Annotated in this window: 13 protein-coding genes and 1 pseudogene; 8 read left to right on the forward strand and 6 right to left on the reverse strand. The window is 38.8% G+C overall.

Going from position 1 to position 23,370, the window contains the following annotated elements; translation table 11 throughout:
* Positions 1 to 232: 232 nt before the first annotated feature.
* Positions 233 to 1,402, reverse strand: a pseudogene (locus tag VXK47_RS11725) (DNA polymerase IV); the annotation flags it as partial.
* Between the two features lie 180 nt (positions 1,403 to 1,582).
* Here VXK47_RS11725 and VXK47_RS11730 point away from each other — a divergent pair.
* Complete coding sequence (locus tag VXK47_RS11730) at positions 1,583 to 3,106, forward strand: sigma-54 interaction domain-containing protein (RefSeq protein WP_435548985.1); 1,524 nt, start codon at positions 1,583 to 1,585, stop codon at positions 3,104 to 3,106.
* Positions 3,107 to 3,324: 218 nt separating this feature from the next.
* On the opposite strand, the gene VXK47_RS11735 is transcribed toward VXK47_RS11730, so the two are convergent.
* Together VXK47_RS11735 and VXK47_RS11740 are read right to left on the reverse strand one after the other, a co-directional pair.
* A complete protein-coding gene (locus VXK47_RS11735) occupies positions 3,325 to 4,698 on the reverse strand; it encodes a B12-binding domain-containing radical SAM protein (RefSeq protein WP_435548968.1) in 1,374 nt (457 codons plus the stop codon).
* 86 nt (positions 4,699 to 4,784) lie between these two features.
* A complete protein-coding gene (locus VXK47_RS11740) occupies positions 4,785 to 7,385 on the reverse strand; it encodes a PEP/pyruvate-binding domain-containing protein (RefSeq protein ID WP_435548969.1) in 2,601 nt (866 codons plus the stop codon).
* 279 nt (positions 7,386 to 7,664) lie between these two features.
* Between VXK47_RS11740 and kdsB the strand changes: the two genes are divergently transcribed.
* Both kdsB and VXK47_RS11750 read left to right on the forward strand, forming a co-directional pair.
* Entirely contained in the window at positions 7,665 to 8,411 is a 747-nt protein-coding gene (gene kdsB / locus VXK47_RS11745) for a 3-deoxy-manno-octulosonate cytidylyltransferase (RefSeq protein ID WP_435548970.1), read from the forward strand.
* A gap of 101 nt (positions 8,412 to 8,512) precedes the next feature.
* Positions 8,513 to 12,289: an SIS domain-containing protein gene (locus VXK47_RS11750; RefSeq protein WP_435548971.1), complete on the forward strand. Its 3,777-nt coding sequence runs from the start codon at positions 8,513 to 8,515 to the stop codon at positions 12,287 to 12,289.
* 28 nt (positions 12,290 to 12,317) lie between these two features.
* Here VXK47_RS11750 and VXK47_RS11755 read toward each other — a convergent pair whose 3' ends face one another.
* Positions 12,318 to 13,958 carry a CTP synthase gene (locus tag VXK47_RS11755; RefSeq protein ID WP_435548972.1) on the reverse strand — a complete coding sequence of 547 codons (1,641 nt, stop codon included), beginning with the start codon at positions 13,956 to 13,958 and terminating at the stop codon, positions 12,318 to 12,320.
* Between the two features lie 180 nt (positions 13,959 to 14,138).
* Positions 14,139 to 15,407, reverse strand: a complete 1,269-nt coding sequence (gene eno, locus VXK47_RS11760) for a phosphopyruvate hydratase (protein WP_435548973.1) — start codon at positions 15,405 to 15,407, stop codon at positions 14,139 to 14,141.
* 341 nt (positions 15,408 to 15,748) lie between these two features.
* Between eno and VXK47_RS11765 the strand changes: the two genes are divergently transcribed.
* Entirely contained in the window at positions 15,749 to 16,153 is a 405-nt protein-coding gene (locus tag VXK47_RS11765) for a hypothetical protein (protein ID WP_435548974.1), read from the forward strand.
* 135 nt (positions 16,154 to 16,288) lie between these two features.
* Here VXK47_RS11765 and VXK47_RS11770 read toward each other — a convergent pair whose 3' ends face one another.
* The gene (locus tag VXK47_RS11770) at positions 16,289 to 17,086 is read right to left on the reverse strand and encodes a hypothetical protein (RefSeq protein WP_435548975.1); all 798 of its coding nucleotides are present in this window, start codon (positions 17,084 to 17,086) and stop codon (positions 16,289 to 16,291) included.
* Positions 17,087 to 17,813: 727 nt separating this feature from the next.
* Between VXK47_RS11770 and cas3 the strand changes: the two genes are divergently transcribed.
* From cas3 to cas7c, 4 genes are read left to right on the forward strand one after another with little or no spacing between them, the layout of a single operon-like run.
* Positions 17,814 to 19,976, forward strand: coding sequence for a CRISPR-associated helicase Cas3' (gene cas3, locus VXK47_RS11775; RefSeq protein WP_435548976.1), 2,163 nt, complete (start codon positions 17,814 to 17,816; stop codon positions 19,974 to 19,976).
* A gap of 13 nt (positions 19,977 to 19,989) precedes the next feature.
* The gene (gene cas5c / locus VXK47_RS11780; protein WP_435548977.1) at positions 19,990 to 20,724 is read left to right on the forward strand and encodes a type I-C CRISPR-associated protein Cas5c; all 735 of its coding nucleotides are present in this window, start codon (positions 19,990 to 19,992) and stop codon (positions 20,722 to 20,724) included.
* Positions 20,721 to 22,490 carry a type I-C CRISPR-associated protein Cas8c/Csd1 gene (gene cas8c / locus VXK47_RS11785; protein WP_435548978.1) on the forward strand — a complete coding sequence of 590 codons (1,770 nt, stop codon included), beginning with the start codon at positions 20,721 to 20,723 and terminating at the stop codon, positions 22,488 to 22,490. Before cas5c ends, cas8c begins: the two co-directional genes overlap by 4 nt.
* A 19-nt stretch (positions 22,491 to 22,509) precedes the next feature.
* Positions 22,510 to 23,361 carry a type I-C CRISPR-associated protein Cas7/Csd2 gene (cas7c, locus tag VXK47_RS11790; RefSeq protein WP_435548979.1) on the forward strand — a complete coding sequence of 284 codons (852 nt, stop codon included), beginning with the start codon at positions 22,510 to 22,512 and terminating at the stop codon, positions 23,359 to 23,361.
* Positions 23,362 to 23,370 lie beyond the last annotated feature (9 nt).

Raw genomic sequence — 23,370 nt, forward strand, 5'->3', positions numbered from 1 at the left:
GCCATGGTGATGTCAAACCCAATGCCAACTGAAATAGTTCCGTATCTCTCATAGTAATTTGTCTCAACCTCCTCTATCTCTTGATGACTGATATCTATCATGTCTTGAATCGGATTACCCATACTTTTTAGCGAGGAGCCATTATAAATTACATAATCATAGTTTGTTTGTTCAAAGAACAATAATAAATTTATTTATGATGTCAACAGATTAATAGGATTGAAATAAATAATTATGTTTTTACCTGCTTTTGTCGAATTTGGGTTAAGATATTTTCTCCAAATTTCTTTTTTATGTCGTCAACGGTTCTGTCCACCTGTTCCCATTTGCCGTTTTTACCAACATAAGTATCAAAGATATCGATCTGTACCGGATTTGATGTTGGTATGAGATTAGCGGCGGCTACTCCGATAAGCCTGATTTTAGTTTTAATTTCATAGGATTCAAGCAAAATATAAGTTTGTTTAAATATAATTTGCGAAGATTGTGTTGGAGTTTTAAGAGTAATGCTTCTTGTAACCTGGCTGAAATCGGAGTGTTTAATTTTAAGCACAAGAGTCTTTGCTCTAAGATTAAGACTTCTTAGCTGCATCCCAATATCTGCAGCTTGCTTCAATAGGAATTCCTTCAATAACACCTTGTCCTCTGTATCCTGATCCAGCGTTGTTTCATTGCTTACAGATTTGCTCTTTGCATAAGGGATAACCGGGGAATTGTCGATACCCGATGACAGCTCTATCAGTCTCAGGCCGAATTTGCCGAATCTTTTCATCAGCAGATCTTTTGGATATTTTTTTATATCACCAAGCTGTTTAACGCCGATTTTTTCAAAATCTTTAAGTTTTATCTTCCCGACTCCCGGCACTTTATCAATAGGTATGGATTCTGAAAATTTGCCGGCATCAGCCGGCTCTATTAATGTTAATCCATCAGGTTTATTCATATCGGAAGCAATTTTTGCAAGAAATTTGTTTGGGGCTATGCCTATAGAACAACTCAGGCCGATGCGTTCTCTTATCCTGCTTTTGATTGTTAATCCCATATGCTTTGGAGCGCCATACAGCCTTTCGCAGCCGGTGATATCCACATATGCTTCATCAATTGAAACAGGCTCTACAAGCGGAGAAAAAGTTTCCAGCAGGGCCATTATTCTTTTTGAAATTTCGGAATATCTGTTTTTCCTGGGAGTGAGAAATACGGCATGAGGACATTTTTGCCTTGCAAGATACATGGGCATTGCAGAACGAACCCCATATTTTCTTGCCTCATAATTTGCAGCAGAAACTACTCCCCGGCCTGATAAGCCGCCGACTATAACGCATTTGCCTGTAAGATTACGGTTATCGAGCTGCTCTACGGAAGCAAAAAAAGCATCCATATCAATATGAAGAATCAACAAATTGTCCCTTTCCGGTAATGCATAAAACGATTATTTTATCAACGTGCCTTTTTAATTTTAATGATAACAATGCTTGCAATTTTTTACATTTTTGTATTATCATAACAAGAAAAAATTATGCCGCAATATTAAAGGAAAAAATTATTCTAAAAATGGTTATTTATAATGAGCGATAAACATAGCATGCAAAAAATTGAAGATATTACGATGCTTTATGAAATAAGCAACGCATTAAACGAGCATCTTGATCTTAAGAAATCATTATACAAGGTTCTGGATATTCTGTCCAATTCGATGAACATGGTGCGGGGAACAATAACTATCTTAAATCTCTTGAGCAATGAAATTAATATCGAAGTAGCGCATGGCATTTCAAAAAGCGCTGTTGAAAACGTAAAATATAAACTGGGAGAAGGAATTACAGGGCGCGTTATTGAGACAGGAAAAGATGTTTCCATAGCCAAAATCAGCGAAGAACCCCTTTTCCTCAATCGCACGGCTTCACGCAAGAATTCGAAAAATCAGGAAGTTTCGTTTATTTGTGTTCCTGTGAAAAAAGAAAACCAGATTATAGGAGCGCTAAGCGTAGACAGGCCGTACGATGAAAAATATCAGCTCAAGGATGGCACTAAACTGCTTTCGGTTATAGCAACAATGATAGCAAGACAGGTTATAAATCTTGAGAACATAAATCTTGAGAAAGAACAGTTAAGAAATGAAAATAAAAGGCTTAAAAGTGAACTTGAAAACAAATACAGCATAACAAATATCATTGGAAACAGCAGCAGAATGAGAGAAGTTTTTCAGATGATATCTCAGGTTTCAAAAAGTAACGCCACTGTTCTTGTAAGAGGTGAAAGCGGTACAGGCAAGGAGCTTGTCGCAAACTCAATACATTACAACAGCCACAGAGCCAAAGGGCCTTTCGTAAAAGTTAATTGCGCTTCTCTTCCTGCTAATCTTATAGAAAGTGAACTTTTCGGGCATGAAAAAGGAGCCTTTACAGGTGCCATTAAACAAAAACTCGGAAAATTCGAACTTGCAGATAAAGGTACAATTTTTTTGGATGAAATCGGTTCAATAAATCTTGATGTTCAGGTAAATCTGCTCCGGGTGCTTCAGGAAAAGGAATTCGACAGAATAGGCGGGCATAAAACAATAAAAACGGATGTTCGTATTGTAGCGGCCACTAACAAAAACCTTGAACAGGGTGTTGAAGACGGAACATTCAGAGGCGATCTTTATTACAGACTAAATGTTTTTCCTATTTATATGCCGCCTTTAAGGGAACGGAAAACCGATATTCTGCTTTTGGCAGACAGCTTTCTTGAAAAATACGCAAAGGAAAACAAAAAGGATATCCGCAGGCTTTCTACTCCTTCCATTGATATGCTTATGGCCTACCACTGGCCGGGAAATGTAAGGGAACTGGAAAATTGTATCGAAAGGGCAGTACTTTTGTGCGAAGAACAAACGATTCACAGCTACCATCTTCCGCCTACCTTGCAAACAGGTATAGAATCCGGAACAATGCCCTCGTTTTCACTTGTAGATTCTGTTGAAAATCTTGAAAAGGAAAAAATTATCGATGCATTAAAAAACACCAGAGGAAACTGCGCCCAGGCTGCAAAAGTATTAAAAACCACAATCAGAAAATTTAATTACAAGGCAAGAAAATTTAATATTGATTACAAGCTGTATAGGTAAAACCTGTTTATACATATTTTTTACAATTATTTTCCGAAATAAAGAATTATAAAAAAACGGACAATAGATGTGGAATTTGGTTGAAACAATATACAACATATATCATTCAACAGACAGCATGCACACATCTCAGATTCTAATAGATCATACTGTTTTTGTGGTTATGGTAAGCCGATAAAATCGAAAAAACGGCTGGTTACAATAGCAGGAAGATGGCATTACCAATATTTCCTGTCATAATCGCGGTACATCCCGTGAAGTTGGCGGCCGAACTTGAGACCACCTAAAATCAATTTAATAAAATCCCTGAAAGGCACTTTTACCTTGTTGATCCGTGGAGGAATCTTTGCTGCGCCGAGTGCATAAAGAATCGAGAAATATCGGTAAAATGTTTTCAAAGGCAGTTTGGTGGGTAAAATGGTATGAAGGCAGTCGTAATAAAGACATGGATCGTCGCAAATAAAACTGTCTTTGGCAGCAGCGAAAGCTTCTGTGCCTGGTGGCGGAGAAAAAACGGTAAAAGCAAATTCGGCGGGTGAAAGTTCTTCTATAGTCTTATGTACGATCTCAAAATCCTCTTTGTCGAAATCAGGATTGATCATCAATGCGGCATGAATATTTAAATTGAGATTTCGCAAAATCTCCCGCGCTTTCCGGTTTTGAGAGGGAGTGGCGTTTTTGTTGTATCCTGTCAGATTCTTTTCTTCGAGCGATTCAAATCCGATATAAACGAGTTCGAGACCGGCCTTTTTCCACAGCTCGAACAGTTCGGGATGCCTGCAAATTGTATCGCTTCTCGCCCATGAAAGGTATTTTTTTCTGATTCCTCTTTCAATCAGCATTTCAGCAAGTTTACTCATTCGTTTGGCATTGGTGAAAGTTTCATCATCAACAAAGTAGATATATTCCTGATGAAGGGAAGCGATCTCATCTACTACATCCTCAATGTTGCGCTGGAGATATTTCCCGTTTGCAAGAAAGTGAACAACACAAAAACTGCACCGGTTGGGACAGCCCACACTTGTTCTTACGCATGCAATCCCGGGAAAAAGTGTTTTCATTTTCTGCTTTGGCTCGCCGTAGCAGATGCAGTAATATTTTTTCATATCTACCAGATCACGGCGGGGACGGGTGTTGATACCATCGGAATGAAGCGGCGGAGGCGGTTTAACCGCAAGGCAATCAAAGTTTGGTGAAGCGGTGGGCAAAATCCAATCGGTTTCAGGAAGCGGCTGACCGCTTTCCATAGCTTTTAAGATAACTTTTATTGCAGAAACTCCGTCTCCCCGAACTACAAGATCAAACAGTTCAGGGGCCTTGCAGTCTGTGGGATAGCTTGAAGCATGAATCCCGCCAAGGCAAGTCAGTACTTTCGGCAGTATTTTTTTAGCAAGGCCGGCCAGCTCGCAGTTTATGCGGTACTGCCCGGAAAAACCTCCAAAACCGATAAAATCGGGCCGGTATTCCTCCAGTATAAGTTTGAACGCTTTTATCGGTTGTTTCTGCACTGCCAGATCGCAGATACTTACATCATTGGGAAGCTTTACTGCTCCGGCAATAAGCTCCTGAGCGTAGGGTTCTAATAGCAACATGGACTGAAGCCACTTCGAGGTTGGCAGATATGCGTGTGGTCTTACTAAGAGAACTTTAATCATTATTCCTTTTCTTTACAAAGTCTTTACTGCTGCTTGCCTATAATCTGTTCTATTTCTGCGGCAAACTTATTTTTATAATATTTTACGGTGGATTCCTTAGACATTATCATATCGATTTGTCTTGTATGAATTGTAAGGTAGCCCAGTATTTTAAGACGCTGTTCCATAAATTCTCTTTCACGATTATCAATTCTTGAAAACAGGCTGTCTTTTTTTACTGTAACCCTGAAACCGTATTCTTCCAGTATTTCCGCCAGAAACAAGACTCTCTTAAGTTTTCTGTCTTGATCGGCGGCCCCTCCTTTAAACTGAAAACTGATATAATTTTCCGCTTCCCTGTCACATACAATACTTTCTATTATTGAGAAATGAAAGCCTAGTCTTGAACTCAGGTTGCAAAAGTACTTCGATATCATAAAATAATTCCGCTCGGCATATTTTGAGCGCACGCCTGTTTCCAAAGCCGGATTTAATGTAGCCTGGAACATTACATTTGCAAAACCTTTACCATCAACAGGCGGGGGGCCTTCCCACGGAAATGATATAATTCCATCCCATATTGCAAGCATAGGAACAGATACAATATTGTCAAGATGAACACGCTTTCCCTCAACCTCTTCCTTAAATCCGTCATCAAGATTGAGAACCCACCACTGCATCGGAACTTTATAAACAAGCTGTTTTCCGGAACGTTCTGAAAAATTGTGTTCTTTGCCGAAGCTAAACATCTCCTGTACTGATTTTTCATGGATAAAACGGGTTATATCGTGCAGGGATTTACAGTTTATTGGTTTAAAATAGCGTGAATCCGGATCAAGAAGATTAAGCGGAACTATAAGCCTGCTTGCATCTTTAAGGATATCGTAAACAGGGCTGTTTTTCATAAGATTTTTTGCTGCAACTTTTTGTTCGGCAAGTGATTCGATTTCCCCGGCATGAATGGCAAGCCCGTTTGCATCAACCGTTATCAATTCGCCATCTATTAATTTGTCATATACTCCAGGTACGCCGAAAAGAGCGGGGACTTCAATTTCCCGCGCCACATTTGCAAGATGTCCCGCAAAACCCCCCTGTTCCGTTACCACAGCAGAAGCCCTGTTTAAAAGAGGCGCCCAAGCCGGTAAAGCCTGCCTTGCCACAAGAACAGCTCCATCGGGAAATTTCAAAATATCAACAGCCTTATCAACATGAAAAACCTTGCCGAAACCAACTCCGGGGCTTGATGTAATCCCTCCTTTGATTATAACGGTTGAATCCTTTTCTGCAATACCGGGAAGTATAATTTCCTTATAACGTTCGGATATTTGTAACGGCCTGCACTGTAGCATATAAACCGAGCCATCGTCTGCTACCGCCCATTCGATATCCTGCGGACAGCCGTAGTATTTTTCTATCTCAATCGCTGTATCGGATAAAGCAAACATCTGCTCTTTGGCCAAAGACGGGAGATCTTTTGATTCTCCGGTGTTATCCATTCGGCATACGCCTTCTTCATAGTAGCAGATGAATTTTTTCGGCTTTACTTTTATATCTTTATGAATAAGTTCAATCGGAGATTTTTTTGATACTATAAAAAGATCACAATCTATACTTCCGTCAACAACCGATTTAGGCAACCCCCATGCCGAGTTAATAAAGATATAATCATCACTCATGTTCACAGGGTTTCTTGTATACATCACACCTCCGGCTATCGCGTCCACCATCTCCATGCATCCTACCGACATCTGAATATCTTCATCCCTGAACCCTCTTTCAAGTCTGTAAGTTATTGCCTGAAGTGAGTATTTTCCAGCAACCACATTCTTGTATGCTTCAATGATATTGTCGGAACCGACGTTTAATTCGGAATGATAGAGGCCCGCGAAAGTGTTTTTGGCTGTATCTTCTCCTATGGCGCTGCTTCTGAGTGCAAGGCGCAATTTTTTCCCTCTTCTGTTTTCAAGAGCGGTAAGCGATTCTGTTATCCTGTCTTCAAGTTCTTTCGGAACTTTTGAATTCATAATCATTTGACGGATTTTTGAAGACAGAGTATAAAGCTGTTCCATATCTTCGGTATCTGTTGTCTGAAAAAGCCTGTCGATCTCGGTCTGGAGATCATTGTGCGAAAGCAATTTATCATAGGCTGCCGAAGTGATAACAAATCCGGGCGGAACAGTTAAATGCAACCTGTTTTTTATCTCTCCTATGTTAGCCATTTTACTTCCGATAATATCGGCCATATTTTTATTAACCAAAGCAAGAGGAATAACAAGCCGATTGTCGGTTACCGGTTTTTTTTGTGAAAGAAGAAGATTTATCTGCTGCTGTATGGCGTTGAACCTGGAAAATAATTCAGCATATTTTTTCGGGGCAAGTTCATCAAAATTTTTTATCATTTTAAAAACGTTTACTGAGGCAGCAGTGCAGTGAGACTTTATATGAGTTATCCCAAATGGCTTTTTGCCTTCAAGAAGCAGCTCAATATCAGCCATAATCTCAAGCGCTTTGTTGTTGGAACTTAAAAGGACCCGGAAACAGTGATAACGGGATTTGAAATCATTGCGGAGATAATCAATATCGGCAAGTGACCCGCTTGCTTTCTTTTTGAAGAATTTATTAAAAATTTCAGATAATTTTATCATACAGTTATAATCTATATAATTTTAGATATAAAATAATCAATGACCATTAATAAAGGATGCCCCAATTCATGATTGTTTTTATCAGCCTTTGGTTGCTAAATTCAATATAATTCCTTAATAATTATCTATTTTGCTAAAGTTTATCGGCTATCTTGCTTATTCGGATAATTTAATATATGGATTCAATAGCTGTTTTTAAAATAATAGTGGCGGATACACCACAACTCACTTAAACTTTTTTCTAAAAATTATTAAACTGTTTTCATAAATAAAACTTCAATGGACAAACATTATAAATGTTACGGTATAATTCCGGCTCGTTATGAATCAACCCGATTTCCGGGAAAGCCTCTTGCCGATATTGCAGGAAAGCCTATGTTCTGGCATGTATATAATAACGCAAAAAAGTGCCGGGAGCTTTCAATGGTTGTTCTTGCAACAGATGACAAGCGCATTGTTTCCGCTGCTAAAGCTCTTGATGTTCCGGTAGTTGAAACCAGACCGGATCATCCAAGCGGAACCGACCGGATTCTGGAAGCAGCACAAATATTAAATCTTTCCGATGATTCCATAATTGTGAATATACAGGGAGACGAGCCGCTTCTTAATCCTGAAATGCTTACACAAATAGTAAAGCCGTTTATATCCCCGCAGATCCATGTTACAACCCTTGCAAGAAAGATCACAAACAATGAAGCGGCCAATATTAACCAGGTAAAGGTTGTATTCTCCAAAACAGGAAACGCCCTGTATTTTTCGCGTATGGCGATTCCGTGTTATCGTGATGGTGAGGACGGGATTTTTTTCGGGCATATCGGATTATATGCTTTCAGGATGAGTACACTTAAAGAATTTGTTTCTCTGGGACAAAGCAGACTCGAAGTTGCTGAAAAACTCGAGCAGCTTAGGTTGCTTGAAAATGACATTGCCATACATGTTGTTTTAACCGAACACGAAAGCATTGGGGTGGACAGGCCTGAAGATATAAAAATGATTTTAGAGATCCTATATAAAAGAAAAATCTGAACCATTATATTTTTTATGTAAATTAAACATCAGATAAAGCACATTAAATATTCAGATTCGATGCGCGACATCTGATGATCATATAGAGGAGTTATAATCTTATGCGCCTTATCAGACATTGTATAATCATAAAGTCCAAAGCTCAAAATATATTCTTAAATCTTATTAAAAGAGTATCCTGCAAAATCATTCCATATCTTTTTGCCAATGTTTATTTTGCCAAAGACCCGTCTGATACACCTGCTTTTTCCTTTATTTTTTTCCCTTGTCCGAAAAATATTTTGTGTTGCGGAATCACAGGTATTATTTCTTTTAATAAAAGCAAAAAACCTGCTCCAAAAATTGATATCGCATCCATTGAAAACAGTGTTAAAAAAATAGAGTCCCGCTCATTTGAGCTTTGCATAAAAGATAATGTTTCCCTGGATGATCATTATTTATGCGGAAGAGATATGGTTGAATCTCTTCTTGAAAACGTGCGGGAATTAAAAAGAGACGAATTATTCTTTGAGATATTCACAAATAAAAATATTCAGAACAGGATTTTTGAGCTCTCAAAAAGAATAAACAAAATTATTGATTCGGAATCAACAATTCTTTCAGAGAAAATGGGACTTCTTGAGCCATCGGCGGTTGAAACAATATCAAGCAGAATTGAAGACCTTAAAGATATTTCATGGATTATTTCAAATGAAACCGGACAAAATATTCCAAAGGTAAGCAGCCTCATAGGAGCTTCTGAAAATAACTCTTCTTTTTATTCTGTAACCATTTATAAAAATCTAAATGCTGTGTTAAACAGCATGGATCGTCTTGAAGTAAGAGGGCGTGATTCAGCCGGTATTTCACTGATGTTTGTTTTAGATGCCGGTGAATATAATAAATTTGAAAAAGAAATCTCAAAAAAGAAGCTTACTAAAACCTTAAAAGAGCGTTCGAACCGCGATATCCTGCTAAATGGTGGCCTGTCAATTGGCAAAACAACAGAAAAAAACGGGGACTCTCTTGTCAGTGTAGCTCTTGTTTATAAAGTTGCGGCAGAGATAGGAAGCCTTGGAGACAATATAAATTTTTTGCGAAATCAGATTAAAAATGACCATATTCTGGAAATACTCGTCTCTTTTCCTCACAAGTATCATACAGTTTTATCTCATACCCGATGGGCTTCTGTTGGTGCTGTAACGGAAGCAAATTGTCACCCGGTAGACGGAAACAAAGCTGAATTCGGTTTGTGGGAAAGAGGCATAATACATGTGTGTTTAAACGGAGATATCGACAATTACCACGAACTCAAAAAGGAATATGAAAGCGGCGGCAATTCTTTTTGCAGTGAGATAACAACAGATACCAAAATCATTCCCCTTCAGATCGAAAAATACTTATGCAAGGGCATTAATATCGAAGAATCATTCCGTCTCGCAGTAAATGATTTTGAGGGATCTCATGCCATATCAATGCATACAAATCTTGATCCGGGAAAAATTTTTCTTGCCCATAAAGGAAGCGGACAGGCTTTTTTTATCGGCATAGGAAAAGATAATTACATGCCGGCATCCGAAGTTTACGGATTTGTGGAAGAAACCCCTGATTATATAAAGATGGAAGGCGACAAAATAGTAGAAAGCAAAAACGGGAGCACCCAGGGACAGATTTTTATATTATCCCAGGAGTCTCCTGGCGGGCTTTCAGGAATAAAAGCAACGTATTATGACAATACTCCTGTTAATATTAAAGATAAGGATATAAAGCATACCGGCATTACTTCAAGAGATATTGACCGGCAGAATTATCCCCATTACTTTTTAAAAGAGATATCCGAATCGCCTTTATCGGTTGAAAAGACACTTCAAAACCGCTGGAAGACAAGTGCAGACGGAAAAACTTATTCCGTATTCCTTTCTGAAAAAGAGTTTCCCGAATCTTTTAAAACAGTTTTTAACGAAAAGAAAATAAGGCGTATTATTTTTGCAGGTCAGGGAACAGCCGGAGTGGCGGCACTTGCCTGCTCAGACATACTTAATTACTATCTGAACGATCCATTGATTAATATCAGCGCCCATAAAGCTTCCGAGCTGAGCGGGTTTATGCTTGATTCCGGAGAAATGCCGGAAAGTATGTCGGACACTCTTGTTGTGGCAATAAGCCAGTCGGGAACAACTACGGATACAAACCGTGCGATAGAAATGGTGAAAAAAAGAGGCGCCAGGACTCTTGCGATTGTAAACAGAAGAGATTCGGATATAACTTTCAAGGTTGACGGAGTTATCTATACCAGCAGTGGCCGGGATATTGAAATGTCTGTGGCATCAACAAAGGCGTTTTACTGCCAGATTGTTGCAGGTGCTGTTCTTGGCCTTTATATTGCTCAGATTAAAAAGAACAGAAACGAAAATTTTATTTCTGATGAGGTAAAAAATCTTATTGAAATATCTTCTCATATGAAAAAAGTACTTTCGATCAAGGATATGATTGAACAATCCGCAAGAAGGCTTGCTGTTACAAAAACTTATTGGGCTACGGTCGGAAGCGGTCCGAACAAGGCTTCAGCTGATGAAATAAGGATTAAACTCAGTGAATTATGCTACAAGACAATCTCGTCTGATTATGTGGAAGATAAAAAGCATATAGACCTTTCATCAGAGCCGTTAATCATTATATGCAGCGCCGGTACGAGGGGCAATGTCATTGGAGATATAGTAAAAGATACTGCCATATTCAAGGCTCACAAGGCGGCTCCTGTGGTTATAGCAGACGAAGGAGAAGATAGATTCGCTCAATATGCTGAGGATGTTTTCCATGTTCCTGTGGTGGGTCAACACCTTGCGCCGATATTAAACACTCTTGCAGGCCACATCTGGGGATATTATGCAGCATTATCGATAAACGAAGGCTCAAGCTTTATGTACAAGTTCAGGAAAGAATTGCAAAGCTCTATAGATGAGCAGATTGAAAAAGGAACAGATATTTATGAACTGATACTGGAAAAATCCTTCAGAGAAAAAATAGCCAACTTTTACAATGAGTTCAGAAAAAGAAGAGTCGAAAAGCGTTTTCCTTCATTTACCGGATTTGATTCAGCATTGAATCTTATTTTACTCTGCAAGTATCTTTCGGGTAAGCTTCCGGTTTCCGATTTCGAGCTGGATTTCGGCATGAAAGGAACACCAAAAAATATGCTCGATACTCTTTTTAAATTCTTAAGCGAATCCATAAACCTTATGACAAGACCTATAGATGCCATAAAGCATCAGGCTAAAACAGTAACTGTAGGAACAAGCCGCATAAGTGAAAAACTCTATGGAATTCTGTTTGACGTTTTATCTTTCAACAGTTTGAATCCGTCTCAGCTTACAAACAAGAATATCTTGGTTTTAAAAAATCTGCAGGAAATTGTTTCGGCTATTAATGGTTATATTCTCTACAGGATAGGCGGGCTGGACCTGCTTGGAGAGCTGACTGATGATACGACTATTGATATAGTAAAAAAAGAAGGCATATTAAAATCTATTCCGTCAAGAGTTGAAACGGATTCCCGTCTTAAAGGCACAAAAAAAATCATTGTACAAGGTGGCAATGTTTATATAGGAAAAGGGAGAAAGGATGACCGCAGCATAATAGTAATTCCTGTAATATCATCTTCCCCGCAAAGCCCGAATATCATTGAATACCTTCTTTTGTTAAATATTTCATTTAAGGAAAGTGTTCCTCTGCCTATGAAGATAAAGGCTCTTGGCGGAAAATATGATCACATAAAAAACATTGTTCAGGAAAATAGTGTGCCCTGGGATGACAAACACCTTGACCGGATCAGAATGGAAGATCTTTTTGGTGTCTCTGCTGAAAAAACAGCCGAATTTATTGTTTCAAAACTCAAGTGATTCTGAGCCGGTCTTTTTAACTTGTTTCCTATTCAAGTTTCTTTTTTAATGCCGCGCCTATGAATGACTGAAAAAGAGGATGGGTCTGCATAGGGCGTGACTTGAATTCAGGGTGAAACTGACATCCAAGAAACCATGGGTGCTCTTTTATTTCAACAATTTCCACAAGATCTTTGCTTGGCGAAGTTCCGCTTATAATAAGCCCTTTTTCTTCCAGTATTTCCTTGAACTCATTGTTGAATTCATACCTGTGCCTGTGCCTTTCGGAAATCTCATATGTTCCATACGCCTTATGGGCAAGTGTTCCTTCTTCAAGAATGCACGGATATGTACCAAGTCTCATTGTTCCGCCTTTTTCAGAAGAGATGTCTCTTTTTTGTATGGCTTTGGTTTTTTCGTCATACCATGAGAGCATAAGATAGATAACGGGAAATGTGGTTTTTTCGTCAAACTCGGAGCTGTGAGCAGAAGTCATTCCGGCAACATTGCGGGCAAATTCTATTACAGCAAGCTGCATACCAAGACAAATCCCGAAGTAGGGTATCTTATTAACCCTGGCATATTGTGCAGCCAATATTTTACCCTCGATTCCGCGCGTGCCGAAGCCGCCCGGAACCAATATGCCGTCCACATCTGAAAGTACTTCTTTACAGTTATCTGCGTTAATATTTTCAGAATCAACAAAGAAAAGATTAACCTTGCAGTCATTTGAAAATCCGCCGTGATAAAGGGCTTCATTCAAACTTTTATATGATTCGGTAAGATTGGTATATTTTCCTACAATAGCAATTTTAACCGAATGCTTAAGCGATTTGATCCTTTTTACAAGATCTTTCCATGCTTCAAGGCGAGGCGCCCTTGTCCAGATATTTAAAAGTTCTATGATTTTATCATCAAGTCCTTCATTATGAAAAATAAGAGGAACTTCATAAATGGATTCGACATCCAATGCTGTAATAACAGCGTCTACACCCACATTGCAAAAAAGAGCTATCTTGGCCTTTATTTCCTTAGATAAAAATCTGTCTGTCCGGCAAAGAAGTATGTCAGGCTGAATTCCAATACTTCGCAGTTCTTTTACGCTGTGCTGAGTAGGTTTGGTTTTGACTTCACCGGCTGTTGCTATATATGGGACCAGAGTAAGATGGATATAAATAACATTTTCTTTCCCTACATCAGTTTTAAATTGACGTATGGCTTCAAGAAAAGGAAGACTTTCTATGTCTCCTATGGTGCCGCCTATTTCCACGATAACAACATCCACGCTATCCGACACCAGCTTTATATCATTTTTAATTTCATCCGTAATATGCGGAATTACCTGAACTGTTCCTCCCAGATAATCTCCGCGTCTTTCTTTTGATATTACAGAATAATAAATCTTGCCTGTAGTAAAATTATTATCCTGTCCCATCTTGATGCTTGTAAAGCGTTCATAATGACCTAAATCAAGATCGGTTTCAGAGCCATCGTCTGTAACAAAAACTTCTCCATGCTGAAAAGGATTCATTGTGCCCGGATCAACGTTAATATATGGATCAAGTTTTTGAATAGTTACGGAAAGCCCCCGGCTTTCCAGAAGAGCTCCTATGGATGCAGAAGCAAGTCCTTTTCCGAGAGATGAAAGAACCCCACCTGTCACAAAAATATACTTTGTATCATTTCCCATATAAACGCCTCTCGTATCTGCTTTGTTATTGTCCCAATCAAAGATTGGAAGAAAAACCTTCGCCTTCAGGCAAAGACTTGAGTTCAATATTATTATCAGTCAAAAGGATTCAAGGCTAAAGGCCTTAGATAATATTTTTCCTTGAACCTTGAACCTTGAACCTTAAACCTTAATCTTTATTCAAAGAAGCTCTTCCGAAAAAAGCGCCCCTTCTCCCAACTCTTCTTCAATCCTTATAAGTTGGTTATATTTTGCAACTCTGTCACTTCTTGACATCGAGCCTGTCTTTATCTGGCCCCCGTTTGTACCGACAACAAGATCAGCGATAAATGAATCCTCGGTTTCTCCGGATCTATGGGATATTACGGTTGTATAACCAGCCTGCTTGGCCATTTCAATGGTATCTAATGTTTCCGTGACGGTACCTATCTGATTAAGTTTTATCAGTATGGAGTTTGCTATACCTTTTTCTATGCCTTTTGTAAATATTGCCGGATTTGTAACGAATATATCGTCGCCTACTATCTGTATGCTGTCTTCAAGACGTCCTGTCATTGTATTCCACCCTTTCCAGTCCTGTTCGGCAAGACCGTCTTCAATAGATAGGATAGGGTATTTATCAATCAATATTTCATAATAATCAATCATCTGTTCTGCACTAAGAAGTTTTCCTTCCGAACTCAGATTATATTTTCCTTTATTATAAAACTCGCTTGCAGCAGCATCAAGTCCTATTCCAATATCATCGCCTGGTTTATATCCGGCAGCTTCTATTGCAAGCATTATGTTCTTGATCGCTTCCTCATTTGAAGAAAGATCCGGCGCAAACCCGCCTTCATCACCCACGCCTGTGTTAAGGCCTTTATCTTTGAGTATCTTTTTTAAGCTGTGAAAAGTTTCAGCTCCCATACGGATGGCCTCAGCTATATTTTTGGCTCCTACAGGAATTATCATGAATTCCTGTATATCGAGATTGTTTGCGGCATGAGCACCTCCGTTGATTATGTTCATCATTGGAAGAGGCAGATATCGGGCGCTTATACCTCCTATATGACGGTAGAGAGGCATTCCAAATGCAGCAGCCGCAGCTCTGCAAGCAGCCATTGAGACGCCCAGAATCGCATTCGCTCCTAATTTTGACTTATTAGGAGTTCCGTCAAGCTTGATCATTTTCTTGTCAAGCGCAGTCTGATCCGCTGCATCCATGCCGTGGATTGCAGGAGCAATAGTGGTAAGTACGTTTTTAACCGCCGTTGCAACACCCTTACCTCCGAATCTTTTTGCTTTAGTATCACGAAGTTCAAGAGCTTCGCGTTTTCCGGTGGAAGCTCCTGAAGGAACAGACGCCCGCCCCATAGCTCCGCAGGAAAGAAATACGTCCACCTCAACCGTTGGGTTCCCTCTCGAATCTAGAATTTCTCTTGCCTTAATATCAATAATTTCAGTCATAGCGTCTACTCCTCTTATCTTGTTAATGTTGCCTGATTAAACACAAAGAAACATTTAAGTACCTGTCTGTCCTGTTATCCGAAATTGCTTCATAGCAGAAACATATATTCAGGGCAAAAAAAATTTTAATGCTATGAATATATGTTTCTATGCACTATTATAAACCAACTCTTGACTTTTATTAATGTCTATTTATAATGTGTATATCACAATCCGCTTTTCTTAAATAATAGGCAAGTCCTTTTTCTTTCGATATCACACTGCGTTTTTCCAGATTTGGCATTGAAAACAAAAAGATCCGTGTATTAATAATTTTCAGGGAACATATTAGGAGATATATAATGGTAGACGATTTTCTGCACAATCTTAGAACTAACAAGCGGTTTGACAGAAACCGCAAGCCGTACGATGGGAAATACCCCGGTGCGGACAGGCAAAGGAACAAAGAGTCAGTGGATGCAAACAGTTTTATTAAGATTATTGCATCAGAGCATCTGCCTGCATTTAACAAGATTATGGAAGGCATTGCAGATAGTCAAAAACGTATGGCCGATGCTGCTGTAAGAAGAGCTGATGCCGAAGAACGAAAGGCAGAGGCATTGGAAGCCGTAACAATGCAATTAAAGAAAATAGCAGAAAAAGGAACCAAAAAGGAAGAAAGTTTAGCTCTCGAAGCATTGACGGAAAAAGAACCGGCACCAAAGAGAAAAAGCAGAGCAAAAGTACAGCCAATAAAAGTTGTTTAATATAAAGATACATAATTAAGCAGGGTTTACTGTAAACCAGGATTCAAATTTATTTCATATAAAACCGATCAGATAAAAGTGAATTTTTCCTTTCTCTAACAAGAAGCTGTCCTATTCCTGAAAAAATTCATGTAATCAAAGTTGTTGCTGATTTTTTAATAGCACCATATTTGTCAGATATTGAAATACTTCCGGTCCTTCTTTTGAAGCCTTTTCCTTACCGTATGCTATTTTTTGTAAAAATTCGATTTTTTCTTTTTCATAAACTCCAATTTTTTCATCAAACAGTTTAATGGTATTATGAATCGTGCTGTAAATAACTATCGGTCCATAGCGGGTTTCTCCGTTCTGCTCTTTATTCGGTACTCCTATTACAATGTGTTTACTGATTGTAAAATTATGCGGCAGTTGGGTACAACCAAGAAGTTCCGAGAATAGTTCAAGGGTTTCAGTTACTCCGTCGGTATAATCTTTTTCAAGAGAAATGCGGCCATCTTTTTCAATATCAAGAATATCCGATTGGTTGAAAGAAAGATCAAGTGATGAAATATATTCGTTCTGAAAAAACCTTACGCTGTCTTCTTTTTTGTGCAAAAGAACATCCGAGTCGTTTAATATTTTGCGGGCATTATGAAAGCTAAGCATTTCTTTTAAAGTCGGACTCTTACGCAAAACAACATCATCAATCGTCGTATTATATAAAGCAAGCTCATTGTCAAGAACAAGTATTTTTTTAATATTATTAACGGTATCTTGTGCAAATAGCTCCAGATCCCTTTCATTTATTTTCTGATAATCAAACATTGCAAGTATTTTTCGCATTGTTTCCTTATCTACCTTATACCCGCTTTCTGTTGGTACAATAGATTTAAGCACTTTGTCTGCCATCTTATCCATTCTGATTTTATTTATAAGATTTTGTTTAAATGGCATAAGATTTCCCCTTTCTCACATTAAAGTCCCGGTATGTCCGCCTTCGGCCTGTTGATTAAATTTTTAACAAATAATAATTACATTTTATCACAGAAAAAAAATTGGCGATATAGGGTTTATTAATTGATTTTGTTGTCAGCAATTCCCGGTGAAATAATAAACTGCATGGAATTACCATTAAACAACCTTAAAACGATGTTTTAGCGTATCTGCTATACCACGTTCTACGCAATTAAGATCGGCTACAGATAATATCCCGTCAACTGAAATTGAACTTTTGTTCAAAGATCTTTTCCACCCTGTCCAGCGGGCAAAACATTTAATATTTTCTCCCTTGCTTCTTTTTTTAAATCCTATTGCTTTGACTCATACAAAGTGTTAACAAATTCTTTAACTATTTTTGCTCATTAGAAATTTGTTCCATTTACTCGTTATATTGTTGAAATTATTTAAGCATTAAATAATAAGGATTTGATATGACTGAATATATTCAAGCCCCGATCTTCAGGTAATTGAAGCACGGGGCTTTTGTTTTTTATAAGGGTATGCAGCGTGTCCTGAAAACTATACTGGATAAAATATGAGAATTTGTTGGATATTGCTTTTAGCAGATGCATTAATGTTCTGAATTACATATAGAAGTAGGTTTTAAAGTAAGGATTATACATGAAATATATTTATGCCCATAGCAAAGAAGGAAGAGCATAATTAAAAGTAAAGGTAACTCATGAAATATTATGCGCATTCAGAAAATAGTCTTAATGTACAACATGCATTATCAAAGCATCTTCATCAAACTGCAAAACTTGCTGAATCTTTTGCATGTAAAGAAAACTATAAGCCAATTTTCTATCTGACGGGGCTATTGCATGATCTCGGTAAATACCAGCCTGAATTTCAAAAGTACCTTGAAAATGGCGGAAGGCGTGGCAGTGTCCCGCATGCTTCATGGGGTGCAGGGTATGCGCGACTTCTTAGAATCATGGAGGCGTCTTTTGCTATTGACGGTCATCATAAGGGGTTACCGGATAACTCAGCTTGGAAGAGCGATACAGTGCCTTTTTATCGTGGGGAAGTTCCCAGTTTTGAGGGAATCAAACAATCATTTATTGCTGATGTGAAAATTAACGAGGCAGATATCACAAAACCTGATTTTTTGAACTTTGAAGAAAAATCACATCGTGAAATTTTTATAAGGTATCTTTTTAGTGTTTTAACCGATAGCGATTGGCTTTCCACGGAAGAACATTTTGATAAAGATACGTTTGAAATACGCGCTCAAATCACCTTGCCAATAGACGATATGATAAAAAAATTGGAAAAGGAATTCTCAGAGAAGTCAAAAGACGGCGAAATTAATCAGCTGCGGAATAAGGCCCGCGACGAAGTTTTGCAGAAAGCGGATATGCCCTGCGGGTTTTATTCGTTACCCCTTCCAACCGGAATGGGTAAGACACTAACATCCATAGCCTGGGCACTACAGCATGCGAAAAAAAATAATTTGAAACGAATAATAATAGTTCTTCCTTATATAAATATTATAGACCAGACCGCTCAAGTCCTGAAAGCCATTTTTGGCGAAGAATGGATTCTTGAACATCATTCTGCTTACAATGAAGGCGAGAATGAGGATAAAGATAATTACTTCTTGACTCAGCAACGAAAAAAACTGGCATGTGAAAATTGGGATTATCCGATTATCGTAACGACAACTGTTCAATTTTTTGAATCTCTGTTCAGCAACAGGCCATCCCAGTGCCGGAAAATACACAACATAGCAGAATCTATGGTGATTTTCGATGAAGTCCAGACGCTTCCAAAGGAAGTGATATTACCATCGCTCCGAATGTTACAGGATGTTCAGACTATTATGAAGACATCGTTCTTATTCTGCACGGCAACCCAGCCGGCCTTCGAAAAAAGACAGGGATTTGACGGTATAAGTGTAATTTACCCATTAGTTGACGACCCCGTAGAAATTTACAGAAAAACAAAGCGAATTGAATATCACTTGTTGAACGAATTAAATCCGTTGGATTATAAAGAACTGATTGACGCAGTAATGCGGGTGGGAGTTTCGTCATTGGTGATATTCAATACCAAAAAAGCCGTTTTGGAGTTTTATAACAGTGCGCGAAATGAAGGCAATTGGGTAGTAAAGTATCATCTTTCAACAGCAATGTGTCCGTCGCATCGAAAGGATGTAATTAAAAAAATCAGGTATGACCTTAAAACAAAGAAAAATATATTGGTAGCTTCCACACAGCTTATCGAAGCAGGTGTAGATTTTGATTTTCCATCTGTTTTTCGCGCTATAGCGCCGCTTGAGTCGGTTATCCAGTCCGCTGGACGCTGTAATCGTGAAGATAAACTGCCAGATTATGGAAATGTATTTTTGTTCAAAGTCCAAGATGGTGGCATGCCGGATAAGACATATTCGGCTTGTGCCGGTTTTACCGAAGATATAGTAAAGGCCGATATTAGTCAGTTATATACCCATGATGTTTTTGCCCAGTATTATGCCAAGGTGATCAATCTTTTTGTAAAACCCGATAAGTACGGGATAAACAATGCCCGTAATGAATTTAAATTCAAAACTGTCAATGACAGTTACCGCATAATACAGAATGCTACAGAAGGGCTTTATATTTACAACTTCAGCGACGAAAGCAGGCAGTTGCTTCATTCCATCGAACACAAAGAATTTTTATCAAGGGATGATTACAGGGAAATGCAGGCGTATACGGTACAGGTATATAAGCATTTTATTTTTCAAAATAGCGCAATGTGTAAACCAATGCCCCAAGGATTTATGATCTGGTACGGAAATTATGATCCTGAAACAGGTATTTCAGTGGCCCCCATCGAGGCGGATAAATTAATCGTATGATCAGGAGGTACATATGCTTGATAGTCGAATTGTAAGAGTTAAAGTAACCGGCGATTTTGCATGCTTTACAAGGCCGGATTTGAAAGTTGAACGCATGACGTATCCGTGCATGACGCCGTCTGCTGCGCGAGGTATCCTGGATTCTATTTTGTGGAAACCGGAGTTTCAGTGGTATGTCAGAAGAATTTTGGTTTTAAATCCTATTAAGTTCTGCACAATTAAACGCAATGAGATTAACACCAAGCAAGGGAAAAATCCGATTGTGATAGAAGAAAAACGTGCACAGCGTAACAGCATTATTTTAAAGGACGTTGCGTACATCATTGAAGCGTCTATTTACCAAAAACAAACATCCGGCAACAACAGGCCTGAAAAGTACATTGGAACGGAGGCAGGGAAAGAAGGTATGTTTCCCCGACGCATTAAAAAAGGCCAGTGCTGGCGCAGGCCATATCTTGGGACACGCGAGTTTTCAGCTGAGTTCATGGAGCCGGACGGTACTGAACAGCCAATACGGGAAACCATTTCTATTGGGAGCATGCTGTTTGATATTTTTTATAACGGGAAAGGAAAACCTGAACCCTTATTCTTCCATGATGTTGCGATACGCGACGGCGTTTTGCACTGTGAAGTCCAGGAGAATGACAAGATGATGCAGTCCAGTCATTTCCAGCCACCGATGGATAGTGAAACTTCTGCCGGACTCTATGAGTTCAATCAGAAGGAAGACCAGGAGGCTGCCTTATGATTAAGGAATTAAGCGAGTTGGGAAAAACGCTTAGGGAACAGCAGAGCAAAAATGAGTGGGTTCATGATGCGCTTAAGGAAGAGCCAATTTCAATGGAGATAGTTATCACCGTAGATGGCGGTTTTCAAAAATTCGAGTTATTTGAAAAAAATTTAACCATTGCTGAAGCTATAATCGCAAAGAAAGGAAAAGCGAGACTGTTACTCGACAAAGCTGAAGAAGTACTTTGCTATGGCGGTAAAGTATCGAAAAAGAAACACGAGTTGTTTTTAGGCAAAATAGAAAAGTATCGAAATTTACAGGAACTGGCTCCAGTTGTGGCTTTTTATAGGCAGAACAAAGCTGACGGGTTGGAAAAGGCATTAAAAGACTTTGAAACCGCTATTCCTGATGAAAAAAGCAGAAAAGGTAATATCGGATTTCGGATTCAATCAGAGGGCATTCGTATTCACGAAAATCCGAATGTTTTGAAGAAAGTTATTGAAGAGTACGAAACGATCCAAAAAGCACTACTGTCTAAAACACAAAAGAATTGTTCCGTTTGTGATAGGGCCGCTTATCCTGTTGAGGATATTCCGCATGGAATGATTAAAAGAGTGCCTGACGGACAATCAAGCGGCTGCGCTCTTGTTTCATATAATGAAAATGCATTCGAGTCTTATGGTTTAAAAGGAAACAGTAACTCTTCGATATGCACTAATTGTGCGAAGTCTTATGTGGAAGGGATGAATTGGCTTCTATCATCGGGGAATGAAATCCTTGTTAAAAATAAAAAAGGCAAAGAAAAAAAGGAATTCCGATATACCAACCGCAAAAATTTCGGTTCGGATACGGCTGTTGTTTTTTGGACTCGAAACAATGAGAAGTTGGATGAAATCGACTATCTCGAAGAGCCAAATCCATCTGATGTTGCAAGATTAATCGAATCTGTTACATCGGGAACCGAACATGATAGCCGGTATCTTGAGCCAGACCGATTTTATTCATGCACACTATCCGGTTCGGCGGCTAGGATAGCAGTTAGAGATTGGATTGAAACAAGTTTGTTTGATTTTCAAAAATCAATAGCAAAGTGGTTCCAAGATATTTCAATTTCAGAATATGATTCGGATTTGAAGAGCACCAAAACACACTACCCCAGTCTGTATGATCTGGCAAGGAGCTGTCAGAGAAAAAACAGCGATGGAAGTTTTGACAAAGACGATAAATCATTGCCAAGAGTAGCCGCTTATTTATGGAATGCGGCGTTAAAAAAGACTTCTCTGCCATTATGGATGTTAGTAAAAACGATTCAGAGAGCGCGTTTGGATAAATACGGTGTTACTGCCGATAGAGCAGCTTTAATAAAAATTATTTTGAATCGGAATAACAAAGGAGGTGATTTTGTGATTAAGGAAAATATTCAAGAGGGCGACAGGCCGGTGGCCTATGTTTGCGGTCAGATTTTTGCAAAACTGGAGAGCATTCAGTATGCGGCGTTAGGGGATAGAAATGCCGGAATACGTGAGCGGTATTTTACATATGCTATGACTTTGCCTTCTGCTGCATTTGGGCGGCTTTTTGATCTAAATTCGAAGCATTATACAAAACTGAAAAACGAGAAGCCCGGACTTGCTATCAATATGGACAAAGAACTTCAGGAATTGGTGAAGGACGTGGATATTAACAAATTACCTGCAACTTTTTTATTAGAAGAAAAAGGGCAATTTGCTATCGGATATTATCATCAGAAACAGGCGCAATTCAGCGGAGCAAACTCGAAATAAAATGAAGCGGAGGTATAACATGAGCGAGGCAATAAAGAATCGGTATGATTTTGTATTTTTGTTTGATGTGAAAGATGGCAATCCAAACGGAGATCCAGATCAAGTAAATTTACCCAGAGCTGATGCAGAAGACCAGCATGGATTGATAACGGATGTATGCATTAAAAGAAAAGTAAGAAATTATGTCATGCTTGCAAAAGAACTTAAACCACCCTTCGATATATTTATCAGGCAGGAGCAAATTCTGAATAATATTATTGATACGGCTGTTGGCGAAAAAATTCAGGAACGTCAAGCAAATTTATGCCAAACATATTTTGATATCAGAACGTTTGGTGCTGTCTTATCAACTGGTGATAAAGGTGCTGGAACCGTTCGAGGTCCGGTTCAGTTTACTTTTGCAAGATCAGAAGATCGTATATATCAGGCGGAACATTCTATAACGCGTTGCGCTGTAACTACACAAAAAGAAGCTGATGCACAGGAAGGGAGAGAGCATGCTTCAACCTTTGGAAGAAAATCGACAGTTCCTTATGCCATGTATCGAATGCATGGTTTTGTTTCGGCTATAGATGCCAGGAAAACAAAATTTTCTGAAGAAGATCTTATACTATTATGGAAGGCATTAATAAATGCTTTTGAACATGACAGGGCGGCTGCGAGAGGGGAAATGAACCCAAGAAAGCTGGTTATATTCAAACATGTAAGTCATTTAGGCAATGAGTTGTCGGGAAGATTATTTGATCGTGTAAAAATAAATAAAAATTCAGAACTTCCAAGATGTAAAAATGATTATCCAATTACTGTTGACAGGAACAACCTCCCAGCCGGTATCGAAGTTAAAGAATGGCCGGAAGAAAATATATTTTGAGGTATTCAA

Source organism: Desulfobacterium sp. N47, from assembly GCF_051233685.1.
GTDB lineage: Bacteria > Desulfobacterota > Desulfobacteria > Desulfobacterales > RPRI01 > RPRI01.

What these genes read in the sequence shown, in the direction of transcription:
- cas3 (WP_435548976.1), top strand. Translation starts at nt 17,814, where the DNA reads ATGAAATATTATGCGCATTCAGAAAATAGTCTTAATGTACAACATGCA.
- VXK47_RS11765 (WP_435548974.1), top strand. Translation starts at nt 15,749, where the DNA reads ATGGTAGACGATTTTCTGCACAATCTTAGAACTAACAAGCGGTTTGAC.
- VXK47_RS11755 (WP_435548972.1), bottom strand. Translation starts at nt 13,958, where the DNA reads ATGGGAAATGATACAAAGTATATTTTTGTGACAGGTGGGGTTCTTTCA.
- eno (WP_435548973.1), bottom strand. Translation starts at nt 15,407, where the DNA reads ATGACTGAAATTATTGATATTAAGGCAAGAGAAATTCTAGATTCGAGA.
- VXK47_RS11770 (WP_435548975.1), bottom strand. Translation starts at nt 17,086, where the DNA reads ATGCCATTTAAACAAAATCTTATAAATAAAATCAGAATGGATAAGATG.
- cas5c (WP_435548977.1), top strand. Translation starts at nt 19,990, where the DNA reads ATGCTTGATAGTCGAATTGTAAGAGTTAAAGTAACCGGCGATTTTGCA.
- VXK47_RS11730 (WP_435548985.1), top strand. Translation starts at nt 1,583, where the DNA reads ATGCAAAAAATTGAAGATATTACGATGCTTTATGAAATAAGCAACGCA.
- kdsB (WP_435548970.1), top strand. Translation starts at nt 7,665, where the DNA reads ATGGACAAACATTATAAATGTTACGGTATAATTCCGGCTCGTTATGAA.
- VXK47_RS11750 (WP_435548971.1), top strand. Translation starts at nt 8,513, where the DNA reads ATGCGCCTTATCAGACATTGTATAATCATAAAGTCCAAAGCTCAAAAT.
- cas8c (WP_435548978.1), top strand. Translation starts at nt 20,721, where the DNA reads ATGATTAAGGAATTAAGCGAGTTGGGAAAAACGCTTAGGGAACAGCAG.
- VXK47_RS11740 (WP_435548969.1), bottom strand. Translation starts at nt 7,385, where the DNA reads ATGATAAAATTATCTGAAATTTTTAATAAATTCTTCAAAAAGAAAGCA.
- VXK47_RS11735 (WP_435548968.1), bottom strand. Translation starts at nt 4,698, where the DNA reads ATGTTGCTATTAGAACCCTACGCTCAGGAGCTTATTGCCGGAGCAGTA.
- cas7c (WP_435548979.1), top strand. Translation starts at nt 22,510, where the DNA reads ATGAGCGAGGCAATAAAGAATCGGTATGATTTTGTATTTTTGTTTGAT.